Raw genomic sequence first — 17,739 nt, forward strand, 5'->3', positions numbered from 1 at the left:
AACAAAAAGCTGATATAATCAATTTTTACTCAGACCGGTAGCTGATTTCCAGACTTGCTGCACAGGGCCGCCCAAAGCGCCACAACTGGAAAGGATGTGGCAGCCACCCTGACCGGCAAAGGATTCACCCATATCCTGATGAGTAATGCCGGATTGAACCTGTGGTTAAAGGAGGCGGCTTCCGATCATGACCGGCAAGTGCTCAGGCAGTTTTTTGAATCTCATGTTGACGTGCTGTTTTCCCGGGGGGGGGGGGGGGGTATGGGCTGTTGGAAATAAAATTTTGATGGTTGTAGAAATGTTACAACTTGGATACAAATTCTTCGACGGTCATCCCGGAATCTTTGATAAGACCACGCAATGTCCCTCTTTTGTTGAGCACATCGAGACAGCCTTCAATGGCTTCCTGAATATTGGCTACAGCTTCTTCAATGGTTTCTCCCTGGGAATGACAACCAGGTAAAGCTGGACAACTGACATTATACCCGCCATCTTCAGGATCGGGTTTTATGAACACATTGAGTTTCATGGACACCCCTGCACCAAACCTTGCAGACCGGCCGCATGTATCCGGTCATCCAGGGGAAACCGCTTTGATCCCGGATATACCACATACAAGTCATCAATTTTAAGATCCGTCTGCGCGATGCCCAGCGACCGGGTCATGCGCGGCGCATCCGTGTGCTTGATTTCATACCCGATTCTCCTGCCGGATTCGAAAACGAGCAGATCCAGCTCAGCCCCGGCATGTGTGGACCAGAAATAGCAGTCTCCAGGCCCGGCCCTATGAGACCGAATGATGGATTCAACGGCAAAACCCTCCCAGGCAGGAAATTTTAAAATGTTAAGCTGTATTCAAATTATTTTTGATTGTCAGGTGGGACAGGAAGGCGCGGATCAAGAGAAAAGAAATCTTTTGGATACGCTTCCTGGAAGGGTCTTAGAACAAATTCACAAAGGACGTACCACTCCTGTCTTTCTCTGTGGGCAGGCGTAATGGTATGGTAGCGGGTTCATGTTATTTCAGCAGTGCCAGGATCTCCGAGATGTCTTTTGCGGTTTTTATCGTTTCTTTAATTTCTTTCAGTGTACCCAGATCATCAATTTTGTTCACTTCGGCCATTACTGTGTCAATGTCCCCGGGAAATTTAAGGGTGATGCCCAGTTCGATGCCTTCTTTGAGACCTTCCAGCTTGCCTTTCTGCTCACCTTCAACCAGGCCTTCCTGCTTGCCCTCATTCCTTACTTTCTCTTCTAATGTCATAACATACCCCCCTGTCTCTTTGGAAATAGCCTGCTCCGCTATCTCCTTTATTTGTTTCCACGTTAGTTCATCTTCTTCCAAGGCCGATGCCAGGTAACTGATCACTACTTCCAACCATCTGCTTTTTATGCTGCTTGATATACAAACGCCAGATCTTAACCATGTATTCCAGCAACTGGAGGTGTACAAACCCAGTATCATTTGTTTTCCCGAGAGGCTTTATAGTCATAATCATGCCTGAATTCGATTTTTCCGTCCAGTTCCAGCAGGTTACGCCGTTTTCTTGTTTGGTTCTCATTATACACCACCTTATACACATGAAAATGTACCATCCTGGTTTTCCTGTCAAGTGGCTTAACTTCTGACATCATAATTTCTTGTAAACACCGACATTTAAAGGTATATTGGTTTAATGATACAGGCAGACAGAGGAAGTTACCATGAAATCAAATGAATCCCTGCTGGGAGAGAAACCATGAAAAAACTGCCCCTGGGCATTCAGAGTTTTGAAAAAATAAGAACCTCCCCCTATCTGTATATCGATAAAACACAACAGGCATTTGCCATGGCTGAACAGGGGGCTTATTATTTCCTTTCCCGGCCCCGGCGGTTCGGCAAATCTTTGTTTCTGGATACGTTGAAATGTTTGTTCGAAGGCAGAAAAGATCTGTTCAAAGGCCTGTTTGTGTATAACAAATGGGACTGGGATAAAAAATATCCGGTGATCAAAATCAGCTTTGGCGGGGATGTATGTCAGTCATCCGAGCATCTTGAAAAAACCATAGCCGGGCTGCTTCAGAAAAATGAACGAGATAACGGGGTCACCGCGGCAAACAGGGAAACCATCGGCAATTATTTCAGGGGTCTCATCGAGGCCTGCCATGAAAAATATCAAATGCCGGTGGTGGTGGTGGTGGATGAATATGACAAGCCGATTCTGGACAATATCACAGATGAAGACACGGCATTGTCTGTCAGAGACACCTTGCGTGGATTCTACTCCGCCATCAAGGATGCGGATGAACACATCAAGTTTGCATTTCTCACCGGGGTGAGCAAGTTCAGTAAAATGAACCTGTTTTCCGGTCTGAACAACCTGACGGATATCACCCTCGATGATCGGTATGCCACCATCTGCGGATATACCCAGGCCGATGTGGAAACCGGTTTCAAAGAATATCTGACTTTGCTCGAATCCAATGCACCGATAGACCTGGTGGAACTGGCAAAATGGTATAATGGTTATTCCTTCGGCGGTGAGCCTGTGTACAACCCTTATGATATCCTGCTGTTCTTTGACAAAGGTGGACAATATAGAAATTACTGGTTCGAGACCGGCACCCCTACATTTTTGATGGACATGATCCGGGCAAAACAGTATTTTCTGCCGGATCTAGAAAACCTGGAGGTGTCGGAGCAGCTTTTGAACACCTTTGATGTGGGCAATATCCCCATCGAATCCCTGATGTTCCAGACCGGGTACCTGACCATTCAGGCCATCAAGCCATCCAGAATTCCCCATATCAACCGATATCGGCTGGGATTTCCCAATTTTGAGGTCCGGCACGCTTTTTTAAACTATTTTCTGGATCATCTGGCCCAGAGCCACAACATCCGGGGGATGGTGCAGGATGATCTTTATGTCTGCCTGGAAGACCGGCAGGTTGAACATCTGGAGCCGGTGCTGAAGCGCCTTTTTTCCGGCATCCCCTACAATGCATATATGAAAAACACCATTGCCGAGTATGAAGGGTTTTATACCAGTGTGATCTATGCTTATTTTTATTCACTGGGCATTGACATTCAACTGGAAGACGCTGTCAGCACCGGCCGGGCAGATATGGTGATCAAATTTTCTAAAGATTTGATTTACATATTTGAATTCAAAGTGCGCCAGGATGAACAATCCCAAAGCAAAAACCCGCTGGCACAGATCAGGGAAAAACGCTATTTTGAAAAATACATGAAAGACGGCAGAAACATATTTCTCATCGGCATCGAATTTTCAAAGGAAAAAAGAAACATCGTATCTTTTGAGTGGGAACTGGTCTGAAACGAGCGCTTGCCCAAGGGGATCATACCAAAAAAATTATCTGACAAGATAAATTTTTGGCCCGATGATTTCTTGTAAACACCGGCTGTTGAAGGTATATTGGTTTTATGATACAGGCAGACAGATATGATAAAATGATTCAATCGGTCGCCGGCATTGTGAACCACTGCATCCAGCAGGCACTGTCGGCCAGAAAAACCATCCGGGCGGTATATCTGTTTGGTTCCGTTCTGGATGAAGACCGATTTAAACCGTGTTCCGATATCGACATGGCTTTTTTGCTTAATCATTCTCTGTACAAAAAAGACCCTCTGACAGCTTCTTATGATGCGTATATTATAGCGACCCGGGTAAGTGATAAAACAGACCGGCAGACAGATGTGGTCATTTTGAATGCAGCCTCTGTTGAAACCGCCTACCAGGTGATCACGACCGGAAAACTGTTATATGAAAACGATCCTGACGACCGGCTTGAATATGAAATCGCACTGAAAGGCATGTATTTTGACTTCAAACCCTTTCTGGATGAACTGCGGAAATATAAACGGGTTCAGACTAAAGAGATGCCATGAAATCAATTTTAAAAAAAATCCTGACTGTGGAAGAACGGGTAAACCGACTGAGACATCTGTCTCAAACCATGAATTCGTTTGAATCCTATCTTTCTTCAGCCCGAGATAAAGATGTGGCTGAGAGAAATATTCAGGTGGCGATTGAATCCTGTCTGGATATCGGAAAAATTTTAATTGCCATCCATCATTTGAAAGAACCGTCCGACAACAAAGGCGTTTTTATGGTATTGGCGGAATCCGGCATCATTGAAACCACTCTTCTGAAATTTCTCATACCCATGGCCGGCACCAGAAATATTCTGGTGCATGGGTATGACCGGATAGACGATGCGCTGATATACGGCATTATTCAAAAACATCTTTCGGATTTTGAAAATTTCATACAGCAGGTTCGTTCCCATGAATCCCTTGATGGAGTGGGACCATGAAAAAACTTCCCCTGGGCATACAGAATTTTCCTGAAATCAGAAGAGACCATTACGTCTATATCGACAAAACTCCCCTGGCCCTGAAAATGGCCGATTCCGGCAAATATTATTTCCTTTCCCGGCCCCGGCGGTTCGGCAAATCCCTGTTCCTGGATACGTTGAAATGTCTGTTTGAAGCAAAAAAAGAGCTGTTCAAGGGCCTGTTTGTGCATGACAGATGGGACTGGGACAAAACATATCCGGTCATCCGCATCGACTTTTCCAAAGGACTGGTCAAAACCAAAAAAGAAATGTCGGACAAAATCGGCGCGTTCATCAGACAATCTGCCAGGGATTTCAATCTGGAAATCCAGGAAACCGGCACTTCCAACGCGTTTGAAGAATTGATCCGAAAATGCCATGACCGGCATGATATGCCCGTGGTGATCCTGATCGACGAATACGACAAACCGATCCTGGACAATATCACGGACAACGACACCGCATTGATCATGAGAGAGGGAATGGACCCGTTCATCCGGTTCGTATTTCTCACCGGGGTGAGCAAATTCAGCAAGATGAACCTGTTTTCCGGGTTGAACAATCTGCAGGATATCACCCTGTCCCCGGAATATGCCACCATCTGCGGATATACCCAGGCGGATGTGGAGATCAGTTTCAAGGAACACCTGGCCCGGACCGGACCCGAAGGACCCGTGGATCTGGCGGAACTGGCAAAATGGTATAATGGATATTCATTTTTCGGAGAGCCAGTGTACAATCCTTACGACATTCTGCTGTTCTTCCAGGAAGGTGGAAAGTTCAAAAACTACTGGTTCGAGACCGGCACCCCTACTTTTCTAATGGATATGATCCGGGACAAGCAGTATTTTCTGCCGGACCTGGAAAACCTGGAAGTGTCCGAGCAGCTGTTGAACACCTTTGATGTGGGCAATATCCCCATTGAATCCCTGATGTTCCAGACCGGATACTTGACCATCAAAAAAACCGCCACCATTTTCAACCAGGTGATCCATACCCTTTCCTATCCAAACTTTGAAGTCAAGAACGCGTTCAATCAATATCTGATCGGATACTTCACGGAACATCGGTTCCAGCCGGATGCCCGTTTATACAAAACCTTGCTTGAAGATGATTTCACGGGCCTCAAGGCACAGATCGCGCGCCTTTTTGCCGCCATCCCCTACACGGCCCACGGGAACGTGACCCATTATGAAGGATTTTATGTCAGCGTGATCTATGCCTTTCTTGCCAGCCTCGGCCTGGACCTGACCGCAGAAGATATCACCAGCAAAGGCCGGGCGGACCTGACCCTGAAATTTCCCGGGCATGAAAAAATATATATCTTTGAATTCAAAGTGGTTCAGGATGAACAATCCAAAAGCAAAAATCCACTGGTGCAGATCAAGGAGAAACGCTACTTTGAAAAATATATGGAAGACGGAAACCGCATTTTTCTCATCGGCATCGAATTTTCAAAGGAAAAAAGAAACATCGTGTCTTTTGAGTGGGAACCGGTATAAAAAAACGGGCCTTTCAGAAATTTTTGATTAAAAACACCTGAAACGCCCGTTTTTTTGTGTATTTTTGGTACCGAAGAGAGGACTTGAACCTCCACGCCTTGCGGCACTAGATCCTAAGTCTAAAAAATCCTATTTATCTATTTTTGGAAATTTTAATAAAATCCTTGACAATAAGGCTTTCACCGCTTAATAAACTTGTAAGCGTTTGGATCAAATTACCCTGTTTTGTCATCCGAGTGTCACACCATTGTCACACCAAGACTTTGAAAGGGGAGCATAAAGATGGCTATCAATATCCATTGTATGGAGTGTAAATCAGACCTGAAATTAGGGTCAAAAGTATGTTCAAACTGTGGAGCGAAAGTCCCAAAAAACAAAAAATACCGGGTTATTGTTCGTGTCAATGGCAAGCGTGTTTCGAGGATTGCCGGTAATCTGGTGCTTGCCAGGGATATAGAAAGCAAGCTTAAAACTGACATTTCCCGGGATGAATTTGATATCCAGAAAAAAAAGCCAGCCATGACACTGAACGAATTTTGGGAAGAGAAGTACCTCTCATGGCTGAAGGTCAACAAAAAATCATGGAAAATTGATCAATACAATTTTAACAAAAACCTGAGCCCTGCCCTGGGCAAACAAACACTGGATGCCATATCCCCGTTTGATATTGAAAAATTCGTCCTCTTATTAAAAAAAAGAAAAAGCCGTCAAGGAAAACCCCTATCCGCTTCTTACATCAAACACCAGTTGGTGTTGCTGACACGGATATTCAATGTTGCTTCGCAATGGGGGATTTTCACAGGGCAAAATCCATGCAACAAGGTCAAAAAACCGAGACTCAACAATCAAATTGTGGAGTTCCTCAGTGCAGATGAATTGACTCGACTGATAAACACCCTTGATACCTGGACGGACCGTATGCAGGCTTCCATTGTTTCCTTTTCTTTTTACACAGGCATGCGGCCCAGCGAAATATTTAAACTTGAATGGCGTGATATTGATTTTGAAAATGCAACCATCACCCTGCGAGACCCCAAGGGTACATTGGATCAGATACTACCTTTATCGGGAAAGGCTATTGAAGTATTGAGAAGTGTTCCCAAAGAGTTTGACACGCCGTTTGTGTTTTACTCCTCCAAAGGGAAGCAGCGGAAAACCATCCGTCACGGTTGGCAAAAAATCAAAGAGGCTGCCGGCATCCATGAATCCTTCAGATATTATGATTTCCGTCACAACTTTGCATCTTATCTTGTTTCAAGCGGGGTATCGCTATATCAGGTTCAAAAGCTTCTAACCCATAAAGACTCATCCACCACCATGAGGTATGCCCATCTCTCAGACAAGAGCCTGCGGGATACGGTTAACCGATCAGATGAACTTTTGGCACCTTCCAAAGGCAAAGATACCACCACGACCAAAAGGGCTTGAAAATGAATCCTAAAGACAAGAAGAGAATGATATCCATGGGTCAGTGGATAGAAAGATACCTAAACCCCGGAATCAAGCCCCATGAGTTCAAGAAATTAATCAAAGAGGCCAAAAAAATATTAAACATCTCATATCCTGTTGATTACAACAAAACCTGGATCAGCGAGATGGAAAAAATACGATTTATCGATGACCAAGGATTTGAGAATCTATCATATTTTGAAGAATACTGTATAGATTCGTTTGGTCAAGAGATGCCTCTTCATCCAATAGTATCCCCCCGCTATAATATCGAACCCTTTGAACCTGGTGACATCAGAGGTTATTTTCGAATGGATATCCTTAATATGTTACTAAAGCGCAAAGACATAGAATCGATTTTTCAAACAATCTATAAAACAAACAGACCGTGGAACTATTTATTCGCTGATATTCAAAAAAATGAAACCACTGAGGAAGATACCATCGCTGAATGCATCATAGGTCTCATTAATGAATATGAGGAAATAACTGACTCTTTCGTTGTTAAGAAACATCGATTGGAAAAAGCCAAAACCTTCCGGTATTTGGGATGCTATTACAGCCAAGGGGAAGAGTTTGAAGGTTTTTACAATCTCCATTTCGATTCCATTATATCCAATATGATTTTAAATTTCCTTGACCTTGGTGGTCAAGATCATTTCAAGTTTTGCGATTACTGCGGCAGGTTCACCGTTATAAAGCGCAAGGGTTCAAAAAAGTTTTGCTCAGATCTTTGTCGGGTAAAACATCACTATTAAATAGGTGATTCTCAATATCCCCCCACCCTACCCTCCTAACGAACTCATTACGTCCCCACTTTCCCTTCGACATTTTTCACATTTCCAATAAATTTATGCTAATCTTTTGTTGCGCTTTACGCTTATTGTTAAAATAAGACGTATTATCGTAAATAAATTACTGTAATAATTGAGTTTTCTATCTTGACAATTTTTTGCAAATTGGTATTATTGGGTATAACCAATTAAAAAGGGAGAAAAGGAAAATGAGCGAAATCCAAAAAAAACCAAACGTAGTCCCAATCAGTGAATCGCCCCTGAACCTCCACACCGGATACAAATATCATTCACAAAAAAAATATCCCGCGCTGGTATTCAAGGTTGCTGGCAAATTGCTGGTTGATATGGATGAATATTATCGCATGGTCAGGGATGCTCAAAAGAAAAACATCCAGTCTGCAAAAAGACTGAATGTATAAAATTCTCACTATGCTGGTCCGGTTTCCGGGTTCCTGACGGGGACACCCAGGCGACCGCCTTGGATATGGTGACAAAGCTATCTGGACCGCTTTCAAAGAATTTCATGAACGGGGTTTTATAGAAACAGTAAGCCGGGGCGGCGGCTTCCAAAATGATTATTCCGTGTATTCCCTTTCCGAAAAATTGCGGTGTTGGCAATCTTGGGAAGTAATCAAAGAAAAAGCCGTAAACGAGAAAACCGAATGGCAGCTTGAAAAAATAAGCAGTCCGCAGGCAAAAAAAGGGGCAAATTCCTTTCCACAGGGAAAACTGCTCTAAGAATCCTTGAGAAATGGGGATTTTTTACAGTGAGAGGTTCTTTTCTTGGTGGAATGCACAAATAGAATTTACCAGACAGTATAAGGGAAAAAGGGAGCCATGAAAACAAAATACGAAATCATCCAGGTTAATCAGGCAGAAATCATTGTTGATGTATCTTTGTTGTCAAAGACAGAGGAACTTTTTTTTAACGCCACCCAGATGGCAAAGCCGTTTGGGAGGAGGCCTGATGATTTCTGGAAACAAAGTCAGAATCAAGAATACCTTGATGCTTTAATTACCCTCTCACAGGGTAATTACACAAAGGAAAATTTTATCCATACTAAGCGAGGCAAATTTGGTGGAACATATTTTCATAACAATCTTGCCCTCCAATTTGCAAGATGGTTAAGTCCAATCTTTGGCGTCAAACTTGATCGATGGACAATGGATCGAATTAAAGCTGAATCAGACTGGCAGCGCAATCGTCTTGAAGCCAAGACCGGTTTTCTGCCAATGACTGACGCTATCCTTCGGCAGCATGATCCTGCAAAGCATTATCACTTCCGAAACGAAATTGACCTGATCAACCGGATTGTCCTTGGTATGCCGGCAAAACAATTTAAAAAAGAAAATCAAGTGAACAATGTTCGTGATGCATGCACCGCGGCACAACTTCAAGAAATTGACAAGCTCCAGCTGATAAATACTGGTTTAATTGAGATCGGCAAGGATTATCAGGAGCGCAAGGAACATTTGATCAGCTACCATGAGCAGGGTCAGGGAAATTTACCAGTCGATGATAGTCAAATGAAGGTGCAAAAAACAATCAGTGCTCGACCAGTAAGTTACCACTCAGAAACCCGGAACCAACAATTTTTATCAGCAGAAAGGGCATAAAATGACTGAGAATTTGAAATTTAAGCAAGCTGCTGAAGAGTATCGGCAGAAAGTCCAGTTTGGGGAAATCAAGAAACCTCAACCAGTCGATCCGATCACAAAAGCCAGACAGAATCCCAGAAGTCTGCGGATGGCAATCAATGCCAAATGTTTTGACTGCTGTTGTTTCCAAAAGACGGAGGTCAAATATTGCACTGCCTGTGACTGTCCGTTGCATCACCTGCGGCCCTGGCAACCCAAGCAAATCAACGATTAGACAGCAGCGTATCGGGAAGAAATAAACATAATATTAAAGGGAAAAGAAATGATCGCAATGCCGAACACAGCAACTTGTCTGATATGCGGGGATGAAGCAGATGTCCACCATTGCCACAAAACCGGACCGGGTGAATTGTCAGCCGCCGACAAAGAACACTGGACCCTGTTCTATGGGTTATGCCTAAGATGTCTTGCCAGGGACGGGATTTATGCACAAATCAGGCAGATACTCGCCGGGCGGGAAGGAGTGGCACATTTATAAACGGGTTATCAAGCAGATGGTTTTCATAATTTGCTGGCCTGCAATGTGCGGGTTCCTGACGGGGACACCCGGTTTTCACCAGCCACCGGGGAGCAGCACCCAAAAGGCAGGTGAACCATGCGGGATATTGAAAGCAAGCATACCCAACAGAAGTTTTTCGAGGGTGCTTTATGATACGTGATGATCTGTTTTCCATCTTCTGTGATGAAACCCATAAACGTCTGGCTTATTTCATATGGGATGGCGTGATGAAAGAGATCGAAAGAAACCCTAATTTTGTTGTCAGGCGGGAATGGATAAAAGATAAATTCAACATTGGAAAAGATCGACTTGATAAGGCCATTAAATTCTTGAAGTCATTGGGCCTCTTGGAAACGTATCCAACCTATGAAAAAAAGGGAAAATTCAAAGGTGCAGAATATCAGTTTTACACCTTTGAGGATCGAGTGAAATCACCATCTATATCCACCACCAGGGGACCACAGGCTAAAACACAGGCCATTGCAAAAAAACACGGTAAAAAAAATGCTCATGAAACGCCGGAAGCATTGCCCACAAAGCTATTGACTGAATACCCGGTTTCCCGACTTTCTGAAAACCCGGCAATATATTTACAAGGGGGAGAAGGAGACCCGGGGGGATCAGGGGGGTTCTCAGGCTTACCCGATGAACATAAAGAAAAATTCCTCAGCTATTTCACGGGCAGACTCACTTTCCAAGTGTTCAATGACAAACGCAAAACACGGGGGAAGGTTTATCAAACAAACAGGTTGTGTCAGTTTGAAGCAAGCAACGAAACCGGCTCCGGCATCTTCCTGACCGTCAATGAAACTGATGGCACGGGTAGACAGAAAAAAAACATTGTGCGGGTCCGGGCTGTCTTTGTGGATCTGGATGGATCACCAATAGAGCCAGTTTTGTCTTATGACCCAAGTCTTGTGGTGGAAACGTCACCGGGGAAGTATCACGCATACTGGTTTGTTGATGATTTTCCGAGAGAGGCGTTCTCAGATTTTCAGATAACGCTTGCAAAAAAATTCAAGGGGGATGATGTGAAGGATCTTTGTCGGTGCATGCGGATGCCGGGATATTATCACCACAAAACGGATACCCCGTTTCTGTGCAGAATTATTTTCGCATGGGAGCGGCGATATACTTTTGACCAACTCAATGAGAAATTCAGACAGAAACCTTTGAAGTTAAAAGGTGTTAATCATGGTGTACGTAATAACACCTTATGCCGGATTGTGGGCGGCATGGTCAAAGCAAATCTTTCAATAGATGAGATTCGGGAAACGGCTGAACAATTTGCGGCAGCTTGCAATCCACCACTTTCCAAGCACAAGGTGGATAGGGTTTTAAATTACCCAGCGGGAGGAGATTGGGATTGACTCCCTTTACTCTTGACCATCACGGGCCTGGACCCGGCCGCAAGGCAATACCTGAAACGCCGGTTGAAGATGCAGAACCCGGCACACCGGGGACATACCCTGGACCCTGAAGCAGGTGGATGTTGTTGACCGCCGACGGGTTGTCCCGGTAGAGATCCGGTTCATGAGAAAGCTGAAACCGTTTCAGGAAAAAGCGGTACCGGATATGCTGGTGCATAGTGATGTGGTTTTATCGGCAGGGACCAGCAGGACATTCAAACGGAGGGCTTTTGACATGACTTTTGAAGAAATGAAAAATGAAAGGGTGGCCGCATTGGTTAATGCCGCACAGGATTGCGGGCATTACACCGATTATGAAGACCTGGAAAAAAAGCTGGAGTATGTAGATTTTTGCAAGGGTGAATTGTTGTTTTTCGCTGCTGATGAAGTGCAGTCAAGGCAGAAAAGAAAAAAGGCTTTAAGGCTTTTATGAACACTGTTCCGGGACGAGAGGGGAATGTCCCAGGGGGGGATCGATTGGAGAGGATCGAGGGTGCAATGATGTGGACATCGGAACTGCTGGATATGGTGGTGTTGGACCGGGCCAAACCTCATGAGAGGATGCAAAAACATGCAGTGAGATGTGACGTTTCCGTGACCCTGGACAGCGGACGGCAGCACAAACCCCTTGAGAACATGGCAAAACCTGACATGGGAAGCCGCATCAAAGCCCATGAATACTATACAAAAGTTAACCTGGACCTCTGGACAGGAAAGCGGGGATGACCTGGGAAAAGCCCGTGAATGCTCACAAAAACTCACATTGAGGGGAAACCATGAAACTGACCTGGGATGAATACTTACAGCGGGAAACCTGCGGGGCCAAGACCCGGAGGGGAACGGCATGCAAAAGGAAAGACCTCTATATAAATGGACGTTGCCGGCTGCATGGCGGCCTAAGTACCGGCCCGACGACACCGGAGGGTAAGGCACGGGTGACCCGGAACCTGCCCAGGGTGAAGAAACGGGAAAGTCAACCGGACCCGGAACCCGGCCAGGGCGATGACGGCCAGGATCAAAACCCATGAGGTGCTAAGAAATGCTAAGATTTCAAAGCCCATGTGAATACTACAAAATACTACATTCGGAAGCCGGTCCCGGTCATCCCCCTGGGGATAGGGGAAACACTTATACTGGTAGGGAAAAATACCTATGTGGGAATACGAACAAATACTAACGCGGGATACCCGTAACCCAGGTGTTCCTCCTCAGTTTCTAAGTTTTTTGAAAGGAACTGGGGAGTAAGGCACTAACTAAAGGAAGATATCATGGCAATACCAGAAGCATGTGGGCTATGGATAGAGCAGCGTGTTCAAGAAGAAATGGAAGAGCGCAAAGAAACCGGAAACAGTATCCGCGAGATAGGCCGCAAGGTGGCCGCTGAGGTTGAAAAGTATTTTGAAACCAAAGTCAGCCCGGACACTATACGGAAACGGGCAGAGCGACAAGGTGGGACAAATGTCCCAAAAGGTGAAAAGCCAACTGCCACAAAGGATACGAAAAAAATCAAAGAAATCAAACCAGCCAAAGATGGAACCAGGCGGGGGGGTGCCCGTGAAGGTGCCGGGCGGAAACGGTCTCAAAGCCGTGATGCTGCCATCATGGATAAATTAAAGGAGATCAACCAGGCCATTGAGTCCGGGGAGATTTCAAACCAGGCCCTGGAAGCAACCAGGAAAGCCTTGAATACAAGGGGGCACGGTCCCCAGGCTGGGCAGGATTTTATTGAACAGCAGCTCCAAAAAAGCCGACTCCGGTTGCTGGATGATCGGTTGAGTGCTGTCATTGATGAGCTTTGCCAATTTGCAGACGGTAACATTGAACAGGAAGATGGTGACCATGTTTGGGTCAAAGCTATAGAAATGAAAGGTCCGGACTTTATCTGTCAGTTTCACAAACTTGGAATAGACCTGAACCAGGTATACTGCACTCTTATCAATCCCGGTAAAAATCTGGATCACAGGGTCGATGATGCCCAGGCCGAAGCCACCGGCGGGGAATTGGACCGGGTAAATGCTGCCACGGATAATCCGGACCCGGCAGCCGATGTGCAGGAAATCCAGGCCGAAGACAATGACATTGCCCAGGGGGATGACCTTGAAGATATTGAACTGGATACCGCCCATGTGAACTCGGACCCTGAACAGGATCAGGCAGGTGATGGTGACACCGCCTTGGGGGATCAGGAACCGGAAATTGATGATGCCCCCAGCACGGTTCAAATTGAGCCTGCTATCCAGGTGGATCAGGAGACGGACCTTGCACAGGTCAGTGAAAATGCTGTCACCGACGACATCAACCAGACCACCACCGAAACCCATGTGGAAATTGACACCTCTGTTGCTGAGCCTGAAAAGATTACGGAAAATTTGCCGGAAGTTGACACCACCGATGACCATGGAGAACAAAATACCGTCCTGGTGGATACAGACACGCCCGTCGATGAACCGGACCCGGTTGAACCTGCCCAGGGTGATGATGACCTGATACCCGATTGCACAGGCCGGGTAATAACCATTGAGGAACGGGACAAGTACCTGCTGCTGGTGGCTGAAAAATATCCGGGGCGGTCCAATGCACAGGCAAGGGTTGACCTTTTGAATAAAAACAGTGTGCCCCTTTCATTCAAGACCGGCCATGGTGGGGGGCAGTGGACCCGCAAAAAATTTACGGACACTCTGGGGGATGCAAAGAAACGGTTGGGAATCAAGTGACCGCCACAAAGGTATACCTTTATAACACCCCCGGGAATAGTGTCATAAAGGTTATAAAAACAATTGTTGACACTTATTCTAAAAAGGTCTAAACCTTCATAACGTTGACATAAACATTTGCATAAATGGGGGTTAAGGCATGACGATTTTCACATACACAAGGGTTTCAACACTGGATCAGAACATGGACAGCCAGATGGAAGCATTAACAAAAGCATACCCTGAAGCCGTCCACCGGCAGGAAAAGAAATCAGGGACCAGCACCCAGGGCCGGGAAGTCCTGAACCTTCTCCTGGATATGATGGGGGCCGGTGACAAGCTGGTTGTCTGGAAACTGGATCGACTGGCACGCAACACCGGGGACCTGTGTCAGATTGTGAATACCCTGGAATCCAAAGGGGCGGCCCTGGAAATCCTGGACCAGAAGATTGACACCACCACAGCAACGGGCAGGGCCTTCCTTCAGATGTTGGGTGTGTTTGCAGAGTTTGAAACCAACCTGCGGCGGGAACGGCAGTTGGCAGGGATAGCGGCGGCCAAGGCCAAGGGGAAACACCTGGGCCGGAAAGCATCATTGACGGATCAGCAGAAAAAATACATCCGGCAGCTTCACAAGGGGGGCATGAACCCAACGACATTGTCCAAACATCATGGAGTCAGCCGGGCCACCATTTACAATGTGATAAAGGAGCAGTAAACCATGACTGAAGAAATGGCCAAATTCAAAACAGATGACACCCCCCTGACCTTGGCAACCATCCAGGCCTTTCGGGATATGTTGGATGTCATGGAGGAGTTTATCAGGAACACGGAACAGGAGGAGCGGGAAAGCTATGAATGAATCGACCCAGGAAAAGGTGATGGAGGCATTAACCGGGATGGTAATGGTTTGGAGCAGTCATGTTACCGGGCAGAAACCCCAGGCCGATGCCATTCAGGAGATCCGCAAAAATACCGCCTCAGTTTTGGGGTGGTTGGATGATCTGGAAAGGGGAGTTTCGGGAGACACAAAAGGATTCACGCCGGGCCTTAAACCGAAACTTTAAACAGGTGACATGCAGTATGGATAATATCACCAAGACATGGGCATACAGAAATGCAGACTTTATCCGGGCATTGATGCTATGGGAGCAAGACCGGCCAAACAGTTTTAATGCCCTGTGGAATCTGACCATGAGCAAATACGGTGAAAATCAGCCAAAACCTGCTATGGTGCAGGAACCGGCACAGATTATAAATTTCGGGGAAAGGGGGGAGCTATGACGGAACAGGGGATTTTCGGAAAATCATTCACGGGCCTTTACCGGGCCAGCAATGAAGGTGTTGAGAAATGCCGGATTGACTTTGCAGCGGCAGATGCGTAACCCCATATTTTTCTTGAGGCCCTGGGAGGCTACATAGAAGATGGTGGCGTTATTTATACCCAGCTGCGGGATCAGGACCTGGGTTTTTTCAATGAGGTCCTGGAGCGGTATGGTATCAGTGAGTGGGCGCCGGCAGGATAAAAAGTTTCCATTTCTTTTTTTATGAAATATGTATCAGTATTTTTACTCCAACCATGAGGGTCTCCCGAGGCTGTGGTATGCAGCCAAGTAAGCATTGACACGGCATTTGTTACAACCTAAGAAAAAACTTCCTTTCTCGGATAGACTTCCATGGAAGATTGTAAAATTTAATGAAAATGATTTTTGAAATACCTTGAGTATCATTGAGGTTTGATGTAATTCAGTATAGGGCAAGAATGGTTGAGTTTGGCCCGAATCAAAGATTATTGCGATTAGGTTGAGCTTTGGAAACCTCTGAAAGGAGATCAAATAATTCCATAATATTTGGCCATATGGTCAGGTACATTCAAATATACATGATGTACTGAACCATACAATAACTTTCTATGACGAAAAATATTGGAGGCACTTTGTGACAAAATCAATTGATTTCCATTCAATATTGGGTTCTGTGTCCAAGATAAAACTTACAGGTGGTGTTGTCGGAAAAGTAGGCACAGTTCTTATTTCCGTTAGTTTTGCCTTCGCAATAATTGTTTGGTCTGTCAAAGTTGTTTGGGTTTCGGCACTCGCTTTAGGAATGCTTTTTCTTTTATGTTTTCCAATTCTCTGGCGCATAGTCAGTTTTGCAGATCGAAATCCTCAAGCAGCGATTTTAGATGGTGCGGAGTTTATCACCTTAGAACAACTACGTTTGGGTACGAAAGCTAATCCGCAACTACCATCAAGTCAAGGTGACGTGATAGAGGAAACACCTGTCACGCTTTCACCTGAAGAAATCGATAGCCTTCAAGATCCAGATACTCCTCAACTCGCCGAAAGTGAGGATGGCAATGAGGAGGTCAAAAATGGCTAATTTTTATCATGTGTTTATCCTGCCTAAAAAAGGTATTACATACGAACAAGTTGAAACAAAGATGAATCTTTCGGTAGATTGGTTTAGATGTACTGACTCAGTTTGGGTTTTATATTCAACATCTAGGATTGATAAATGGCAAGAAAGATTACGGCCACTTGTTGAATCTGGAGGAAGTCTCTTTATATGCCGCTTGGACATATCTAAAAGGAAAGGTTGGATGAAAAAAGAATTCTGGGATTGGATAAAAGAAAAAGAAAAGAAACTCAACAAATAAATTCAGCGGTTGCGACAAGAAGTCGCTTTTAATAATGTTGGGCTTGACCCAACCTGCTGTATTACCAGCAGTTTTCAAGTTCGGCATGCATTGCCAGTAATGGTTTTGTGTGAAGCCCGAATGACAATGAAGCCCTTGGCCTTGTGCCAGGAGAAAGAATCGTGAGAGGACTTCAACTCTGGGAGCATCAACCTGGATGGGAGCTAGGAACGATGGTATGCGTAACATATGTGAACTGTTAATAAACGTCGTTATGTTTGACAGGCCAAAGATGCTGACAGGCCTGGACCAAAATGGTAAGAGGTATGGATGGAGTGTTCCGTTGTCGCTTCACGTAATCTATGATCCCTCCGGCGGACAGACAGATGCTAACCCATTGTGTGTTAAAAGTGGAACTTGGTAAGCCCGTATTTCTCCTTCAAAGGAAGGACAGTTGACCGCAAGGCCAACCCATGGGGATGCGGGTAGAGGATCGCTGGAGAAAGCGAATGTTGGTCTGTAATGGACCAGATATGGGTTCAAGATTTGCCCGGACATGAAAGTGTGCAGACTTCCAGCATGGTGTTGAATCACGTGAAACGATTTGAACGGAATAACCGTACTGGTGTGGATGATAGTAACAGCAATGTTACTGACGGCCGTGCGGACTTGAGAAAGTACCCCGTATACAACCGCGTATCGTGAAGGCGGTTTCCAACTGCCGGGTGTCGCAAGATGCCTTAGGGCCGCCTCAA

At 45.4% G+C, this 17,739-nt stretch carries 25 protein-coding genes and 1 tRNA gene; 21 read left to right on the forward strand and 5 right to left on the reverse strand.

Annotated features, from left to right (window positions below; all coding sequences use genetic code 11):
* Positions 1–96 precede the first annotated feature (96 nt).
* Positions 97–279 carry a hypothetical protein gene (locus K365_RS0111160; RefSeq protein ID WP_024334615.1) on the forward strand — a complete coding sequence of 61 codons (183 nt, stop codon included), beginning with the start codon at positions 97–99 and terminating at the stop codon, positions 277–279.
* Positions 280–301: 22 nt separating this feature from the next.
* Here K365_RS0111160 and K365_RS0111165 read toward each other — a convergent pair whose 3' ends face one another.
* Complete coding sequence (locus K365_RS0111165) at positions 302–529, reverse strand: type II toxin-antitoxin system HicB family antitoxin (RefSeq protein ID WP_024334616.1); 228 nt, start codon at positions 527–529, stop codon at positions 302–304.
* On the reverse strand, positions 526–855 hold the full coding sequence (locus tag K365_RS29365) for a DUF4143 domain-containing protein (protein WP_353740172.1): 330 nt from the start codon (positions 853–855) through the stop codon (positions 526–528). Before K365_RS29365 ends, K365_RS0111165 begins: the two co-directional genes overlap by 4 nt.
* Here K365_RS29365 and K365_RS27920 point away from each other — a divergent pair.
* A complete protein-coding gene (locus K365_RS27920) occupies positions 797–997 on the forward strand; it encodes a hypothetical protein (protein WP_156887711.1) in 201 nt (66 codons plus the stop codon). The genes K365_RS29365 and K365_RS27920 overlap by 59 nt on opposite strands.
* Before the next feature lie 21 nt (positions 998–1,018).
* Here K365_RS27920 and K365_RS27275 read toward each other — a convergent pair whose 3' ends face one another.
* Together K365_RS27275 and K365_RS28705 are read right to left on the reverse strand one after the other, a co-directional pair.
* Positions 1,019–1,345, reverse strand: coding sequence for a hypothetical protein (locus tag K365_RS27275; RefSeq protein ID WP_245569162.1), 327 nt, complete (start codon positions 1,343–1,345; stop codon positions 1,019–1,021).
* Positions 1,332–1,562: a hypothetical protein gene (locus K365_RS28705; RefSeq protein WP_245569163.1), complete on the reverse strand. Its 231-nt coding sequence runs from the start codon at positions 1,560–1,562 to the stop codon at positions 1,332–1,334. Before K365_RS28705 ends, K365_RS27275 begins: the two co-directional genes overlap by 14 nt.
* A gap of 177 nt (positions 1,563–1,739) precedes the next feature.
* On the opposite strand from K365_RS28705, the gene K365_RS0111190 reads away from it, so the two are divergent.
* The 4 genes from K365_RS0111190 (at position 1,740) to K365_RS0111205 (ending at position 5,840) form a co-directional block, all read left to right on the forward strand.
* The gene (locus K365_RS0111190) at positions 1,740–3,317 is read left to right on the forward strand and encodes an ATP-binding protein (protein WP_024334618.1); all 1,578 of its coding nucleotides are present in this window, start codon (positions 1,740–1,742) and stop codon (positions 3,315–3,317) included.
* A gap of 134 nt (positions 3,318–3,451) precedes the next feature.
* The gene (mntA, locus tag K365_RS0111195) at positions 3,452–3,889 is read left to right on the forward strand and encodes a type VII toxin-antitoxin system MntA family adenylyltransferase antitoxin (RefSeq protein WP_169432946.1); all 438 of its coding nucleotides are present in this window, start codon (positions 3,452–3,454) and stop codon (positions 3,887–3,889) included.
* The gene (gene hepT, locus K365_RS0111200; RefSeq protein ID WP_024334620.1) at positions 3,886–4,317 is read left to right on the forward strand and encodes a type VII toxin-antitoxin system HepT family RNase toxin; all 432 of its coding nucleotides are present in this window, start codon (positions 3,886–3,888) and stop codon (positions 4,315–4,317) included. The genes mntA and hepT overlap by 4 nt, the downstream gene beginning before the upstream one ends.
* The gene (locus tag K365_RS0111205) at positions 4,314–5,840 is read left to right on the forward strand and encodes an ATP-binding protein (RefSeq protein ID WP_024334621.1); all 1,527 of its coding nucleotides are present in this window, start codon (positions 4,314–4,316) and stop codon (positions 5,838–5,840) included. Before hepT ends, K365_RS0111205 begins: the two co-directional genes overlap by 4 nt.
* A gap of 65 nt (positions 5,841–5,905) precedes the next feature.
* Here the strand turns inward: K365_RS0111205 and K365_RS0111210 are convergent.
* Positions 5,906–5,987: transfer RNA gene (locus tag K365_RS0111210), tRNA-Leu, on the reverse strand.
* A gap of 135 nt (positions 5,988–6,122) precedes the next feature.
* Between K365_RS0111210 and K365_RS0111215 the strand changes: the two genes are divergently transcribed.
* The 15 genes from K365_RS0111215 (at position 6,123) to K365_RS0111305 (ending at position 17,005) form a co-directional block, all read left to right on the forward strand.
* Positions 6,123–7,268 (forward strand): tyrosine-type recombinase/integrase, encoded by a 1,146-nt coding sequence (locus K365_RS0111215; RefSeq protein WP_024334622.1) that lies wholly within the window; start codon positions 6,123–6,125, stop codon positions 7,266–7,268.
* Positions 7,269–7,270: 2 nt separating this feature from the next.
* Entirely contained in the window at positions 7,271–8,047 is a 777-nt protein-coding gene (locus K365_RS0111220; protein ID WP_024334623.1) for a hypothetical protein, read from the forward strand.
* A 245-nt stretch (positions 8,048–8,292) separates the two neighbouring features.
* Positions 8,293–8,505 carry a hypothetical protein gene (locus K365_RS0111225; RefSeq protein ID WP_024334624.1) on the forward strand — a complete coding sequence of 71 codons (213 nt, stop codon included), beginning with the start codon at positions 8,293–8,295 and terminating at the stop codon, positions 8,503–8,505.
* Between the two features lie 418 nt (positions 8,506–8,923).
* Entirely contained in the window at positions 8,924–9,703 is a 780-nt protein-coding gene (locus K365_RS26540) for a KilA-N domain-containing protein (protein ID WP_024334625.1), read from the forward strand.
* 690 nt (positions 9,704–10,393) lie between these two features.
* Positions 10,394–11,614: a DNA-primase RepB domain-containing protein gene (locus K365_RS0111250; RefSeq protein WP_024334628.1), complete on the forward strand. Its 1,221-nt coding sequence runs from the start codon at positions 10,394–10,396 to the stop codon at positions 11,612–11,614.
* Between the two features lie 163 nt (positions 11,615–11,777).
* Positions 11,778–12,086, forward strand: coding sequence for a hypothetical protein (locus K365_RS0111255; protein ID WP_156887712.1), 309 nt, complete (start codon positions 11,778–11,780; stop codon positions 12,084–12,086).
* A gap of 65 nt (positions 12,087–12,151) precedes the next feature.
* Positions 12,152–12,379: a hypothetical protein gene (locus tag K365_RS0111260; protein WP_024334630.1), complete on the forward strand. Its 228-nt coding sequence runs from the start codon at positions 12,152–12,154 to the stop codon at positions 12,377–12,379.
* A gap of 50 nt (positions 12,380–12,429) precedes the next feature.
* On the forward strand, positions 12,430–12,681 hold the full coding sequence (locus tag K365_RS25685; protein ID WP_024334631.1) for an HGGxSTG domain-containing protein: 252 nt from the start codon (positions 12,430–12,432) through the stop codon (positions 12,679–12,681).
* 240 nt (positions 12,682–12,921) lie between these two features.
* The gene (locus K365_RS0111270; RefSeq protein WP_156887713.1) at positions 12,922–14,367 is read left to right on the forward strand and encodes a hypothetical protein; all 1,446 of its coding nucleotides are present in this window, start codon (positions 12,922–12,924) and stop codon (positions 14,365–14,367) included.
* Positions 14,368–14,506: 139 nt separating this feature from the next.
* Positions 14,507–15,064: a recombinase family protein gene (locus tag K365_RS0111275; RefSeq protein ID WP_024334633.1), complete on the forward strand. Its 558-nt coding sequence runs from the start codon at positions 14,507–14,509 to the stop codon at positions 15,062–15,064.
* 3 nt (positions 15,065–15,067) lie between these two features.
* A complete protein-coding gene (locus K365_RS27925) occupies positions 15,068–15,208 on the forward strand; it encodes a hypothetical protein (RefSeq protein WP_156887714.1) in 141 nt (46 codons plus the stop codon).
* The gene (locus tag K365_RS0111285) at positions 15,201–15,413 is read left to right on the forward strand and encodes a hypothetical protein (RefSeq protein WP_024334634.1); all 213 of its coding nucleotides are present in this window, start codon (positions 15,201–15,203) and stop codon (positions 15,411–15,413) included. The genes K365_RS27925 and K365_RS0111285 overlap by 8 nt, the downstream gene beginning before the upstream one ends.
* Before the next feature lie 16 nt (positions 15,414–15,429).
* Entirely contained in the window at positions 15,430–15,630 is a 201-nt protein-coding gene (locus tag K365_RS0111290) for a hypothetical protein (protein ID WP_024334635.1), read from the forward strand.
* A 654-nt stretch (positions 15,631–16,284) separates the two neighbouring features.
* Complete coding sequence (locus K365_RS0111300) at positions 16,285–16,728, forward strand: hypothetical protein (RefSeq protein WP_024334636.1); 444 nt, start codon at positions 16,285–16,287, stop codon at positions 16,726–16,728.
* Positions 16,721–17,005: a hypothetical protein gene (locus tag K365_RS0111305; RefSeq protein ID WP_024334637.1), complete on the forward strand. Its 285-nt coding sequence runs from the start codon at positions 16,721–16,723 to the stop codon at positions 17,003–17,005. Before K365_RS0111300 ends, K365_RS0111305 begins: the two co-directional genes overlap by 8 nt.
* Positions 17,006–17,739: the final 734 nt, after the last annotated feature.

Origin of the sequence: Desulfotignum balticum DSM 7044, assembly GCF_000421285.1 — a bacterium.
Lineage (GTDB): Bacteria > Desulfobacterota > Desulfobacteria > Desulfobacterales > Desulfobacteraceae > Desulfotignum > Desulfotignum balticum.

What these genes read in the sequence shown, in the direction of transcription:
- K365_RS0111165 (WP_024334616.1), bottom strand. Translation starts at nt 529, where the DNA reads ATGAAACTCAATGTGTTCATAAAACCCGATCCTGAAGATGGCGGGTAT.
- K365_RS27920 (WP_156887711.1), top strand. Translation starts at nt 797, where the DNA reads ATGATGGATTCAACGGCAAAACCCTCCCAGGCAGGAAATTTTAAAATG.
- K365_RS28705 (WP_245569163.1), bottom strand. Translation starts at nt 1,562, where the DNA reads ATGAGAACCAAACAAGAAAACGGCGTAACCTGCTGGAACTGGACGGAA.
- K365_RS0111190 (WP_024334618.1), top strand. Translation starts at nt 1,740, where the DNA reads ATGAAAAAACTGCCCCTGGGCATTCAGAGTTTTGAAAAAATAAGAACC.
- mntA (WP_169432946.1), top strand. Translation starts at nt 3,452, where the DNA reads ATGATTCAATCGGTCGCCGGCATTGTGAACCACTGCATCCAGCAGGCA.
- hepT (WP_024334620.1), top strand. Translation starts at nt 3,886, where the DNA reads ATGAAATCAATTTTAAAAAAAATCCTGACTGTGGAAGAACGGGTAAAC.
- K365_RS0111205 (WP_024334621.1), top strand. Translation starts at nt 4,314, where the DNA reads ATGAAAAAACTTCCCCTGGGCATACAGAATTTTCCTGAAATCAGAAGA.
- K365_RS0111215 (WP_024334622.1), top strand. Translation starts at nt 6,123, where the DNA reads ATGGCTATCAATATCCATTGTATGGAGTGTAAATCAGACCTGAAATTA.
- K365_RS0111220 (WP_024334623.1), top strand. Translation starts at nt 7,271, where the DNA reads ATGAATCCTAAAGACAAGAAGAGAATGATATCCATGGGTCAGTGGATA.
- K365_RS0111225 (WP_024334624.1), top strand. Translation starts at nt 8,293, where the DNA reads ATGAGCGAAATCCAAAAAAAACCAAACGTAGTCCCAATCAGTGAATCG.
- K365_RS26540 (WP_024334625.1), top strand. Translation starts at nt 8,924, where the DNA reads ATGAAAACAAAATACGAAATCATCCAGGTTAATCAGGCAGAAATCATT.
- K365_RS0111250 (WP_024334628.1), top strand. Translation starts at nt 10,394, where the DNA reads ATGATACGTGATGATCTGTTTTCCATCTTCTGTGATGAAACCCATAAA.
- K365_RS0111255 (WP_156887712.1), top strand. Translation starts at nt 11,778, where the DNA reads ATGAGAAAGCTGAAACCGTTTCAGGAAAAAGCGGTACCGGATATGCTG.
- K365_RS0111260 (WP_024334630.1), top strand. Translation starts at nt 12,152, where the DNA reads ATGATGTGGACATCGGAACTGCTGGATATGGTGGTGTTGGACCGGGCC.
- K365_RS25685 (WP_024334631.1), top strand. Translation starts at nt 12,430, where the DNA reads ATGAAACTGACCTGGGATGAATACTTACAGCGGGAAACCTGCGGGGCC.
- K365_RS0111270 (WP_156887713.1), top strand. Translation starts at nt 12,922, where the DNA reads ATGGCAATACCAGAAGCATGTGGGCTATGGATAGAGCAGCGTGTTCAA.
- K365_RS0111275 (WP_024334633.1), top strand. Translation starts at nt 14,507, where the DNA reads ATGACGATTTTCACATACACAAGGGTTTCAACACTGGATCAGAACATG.
- K365_RS27925 (WP_156887714.1), top strand. Translation starts at nt 15,068, where the DNA reads ATGACTGAAGAAATGGCCAAATTCAAAACAGATGACACCCCCCTGACC.
- K365_RS0111285 (WP_024334634.1), top strand. Translation starts at nt 15,201, where the DNA reads ATGAATGAATCGACCCAGGAAAAGGTGATGGAGGCATTAACCGGGATG.
- K365_RS0111290 (WP_024334635.1), top strand. Translation starts at nt 15,430, where the DNA reads ATGGATAATATCACCAAGACATGGGCATACAGAAATGCAGACTTTATC.
- K365_RS0111305 (WP_024334637.1), top strand. Translation starts at nt 16,721, where the DNA reads ATGGCTAATTTTTATCATGTGTTTATCCTGCCTAAAAAAGGTATTACA.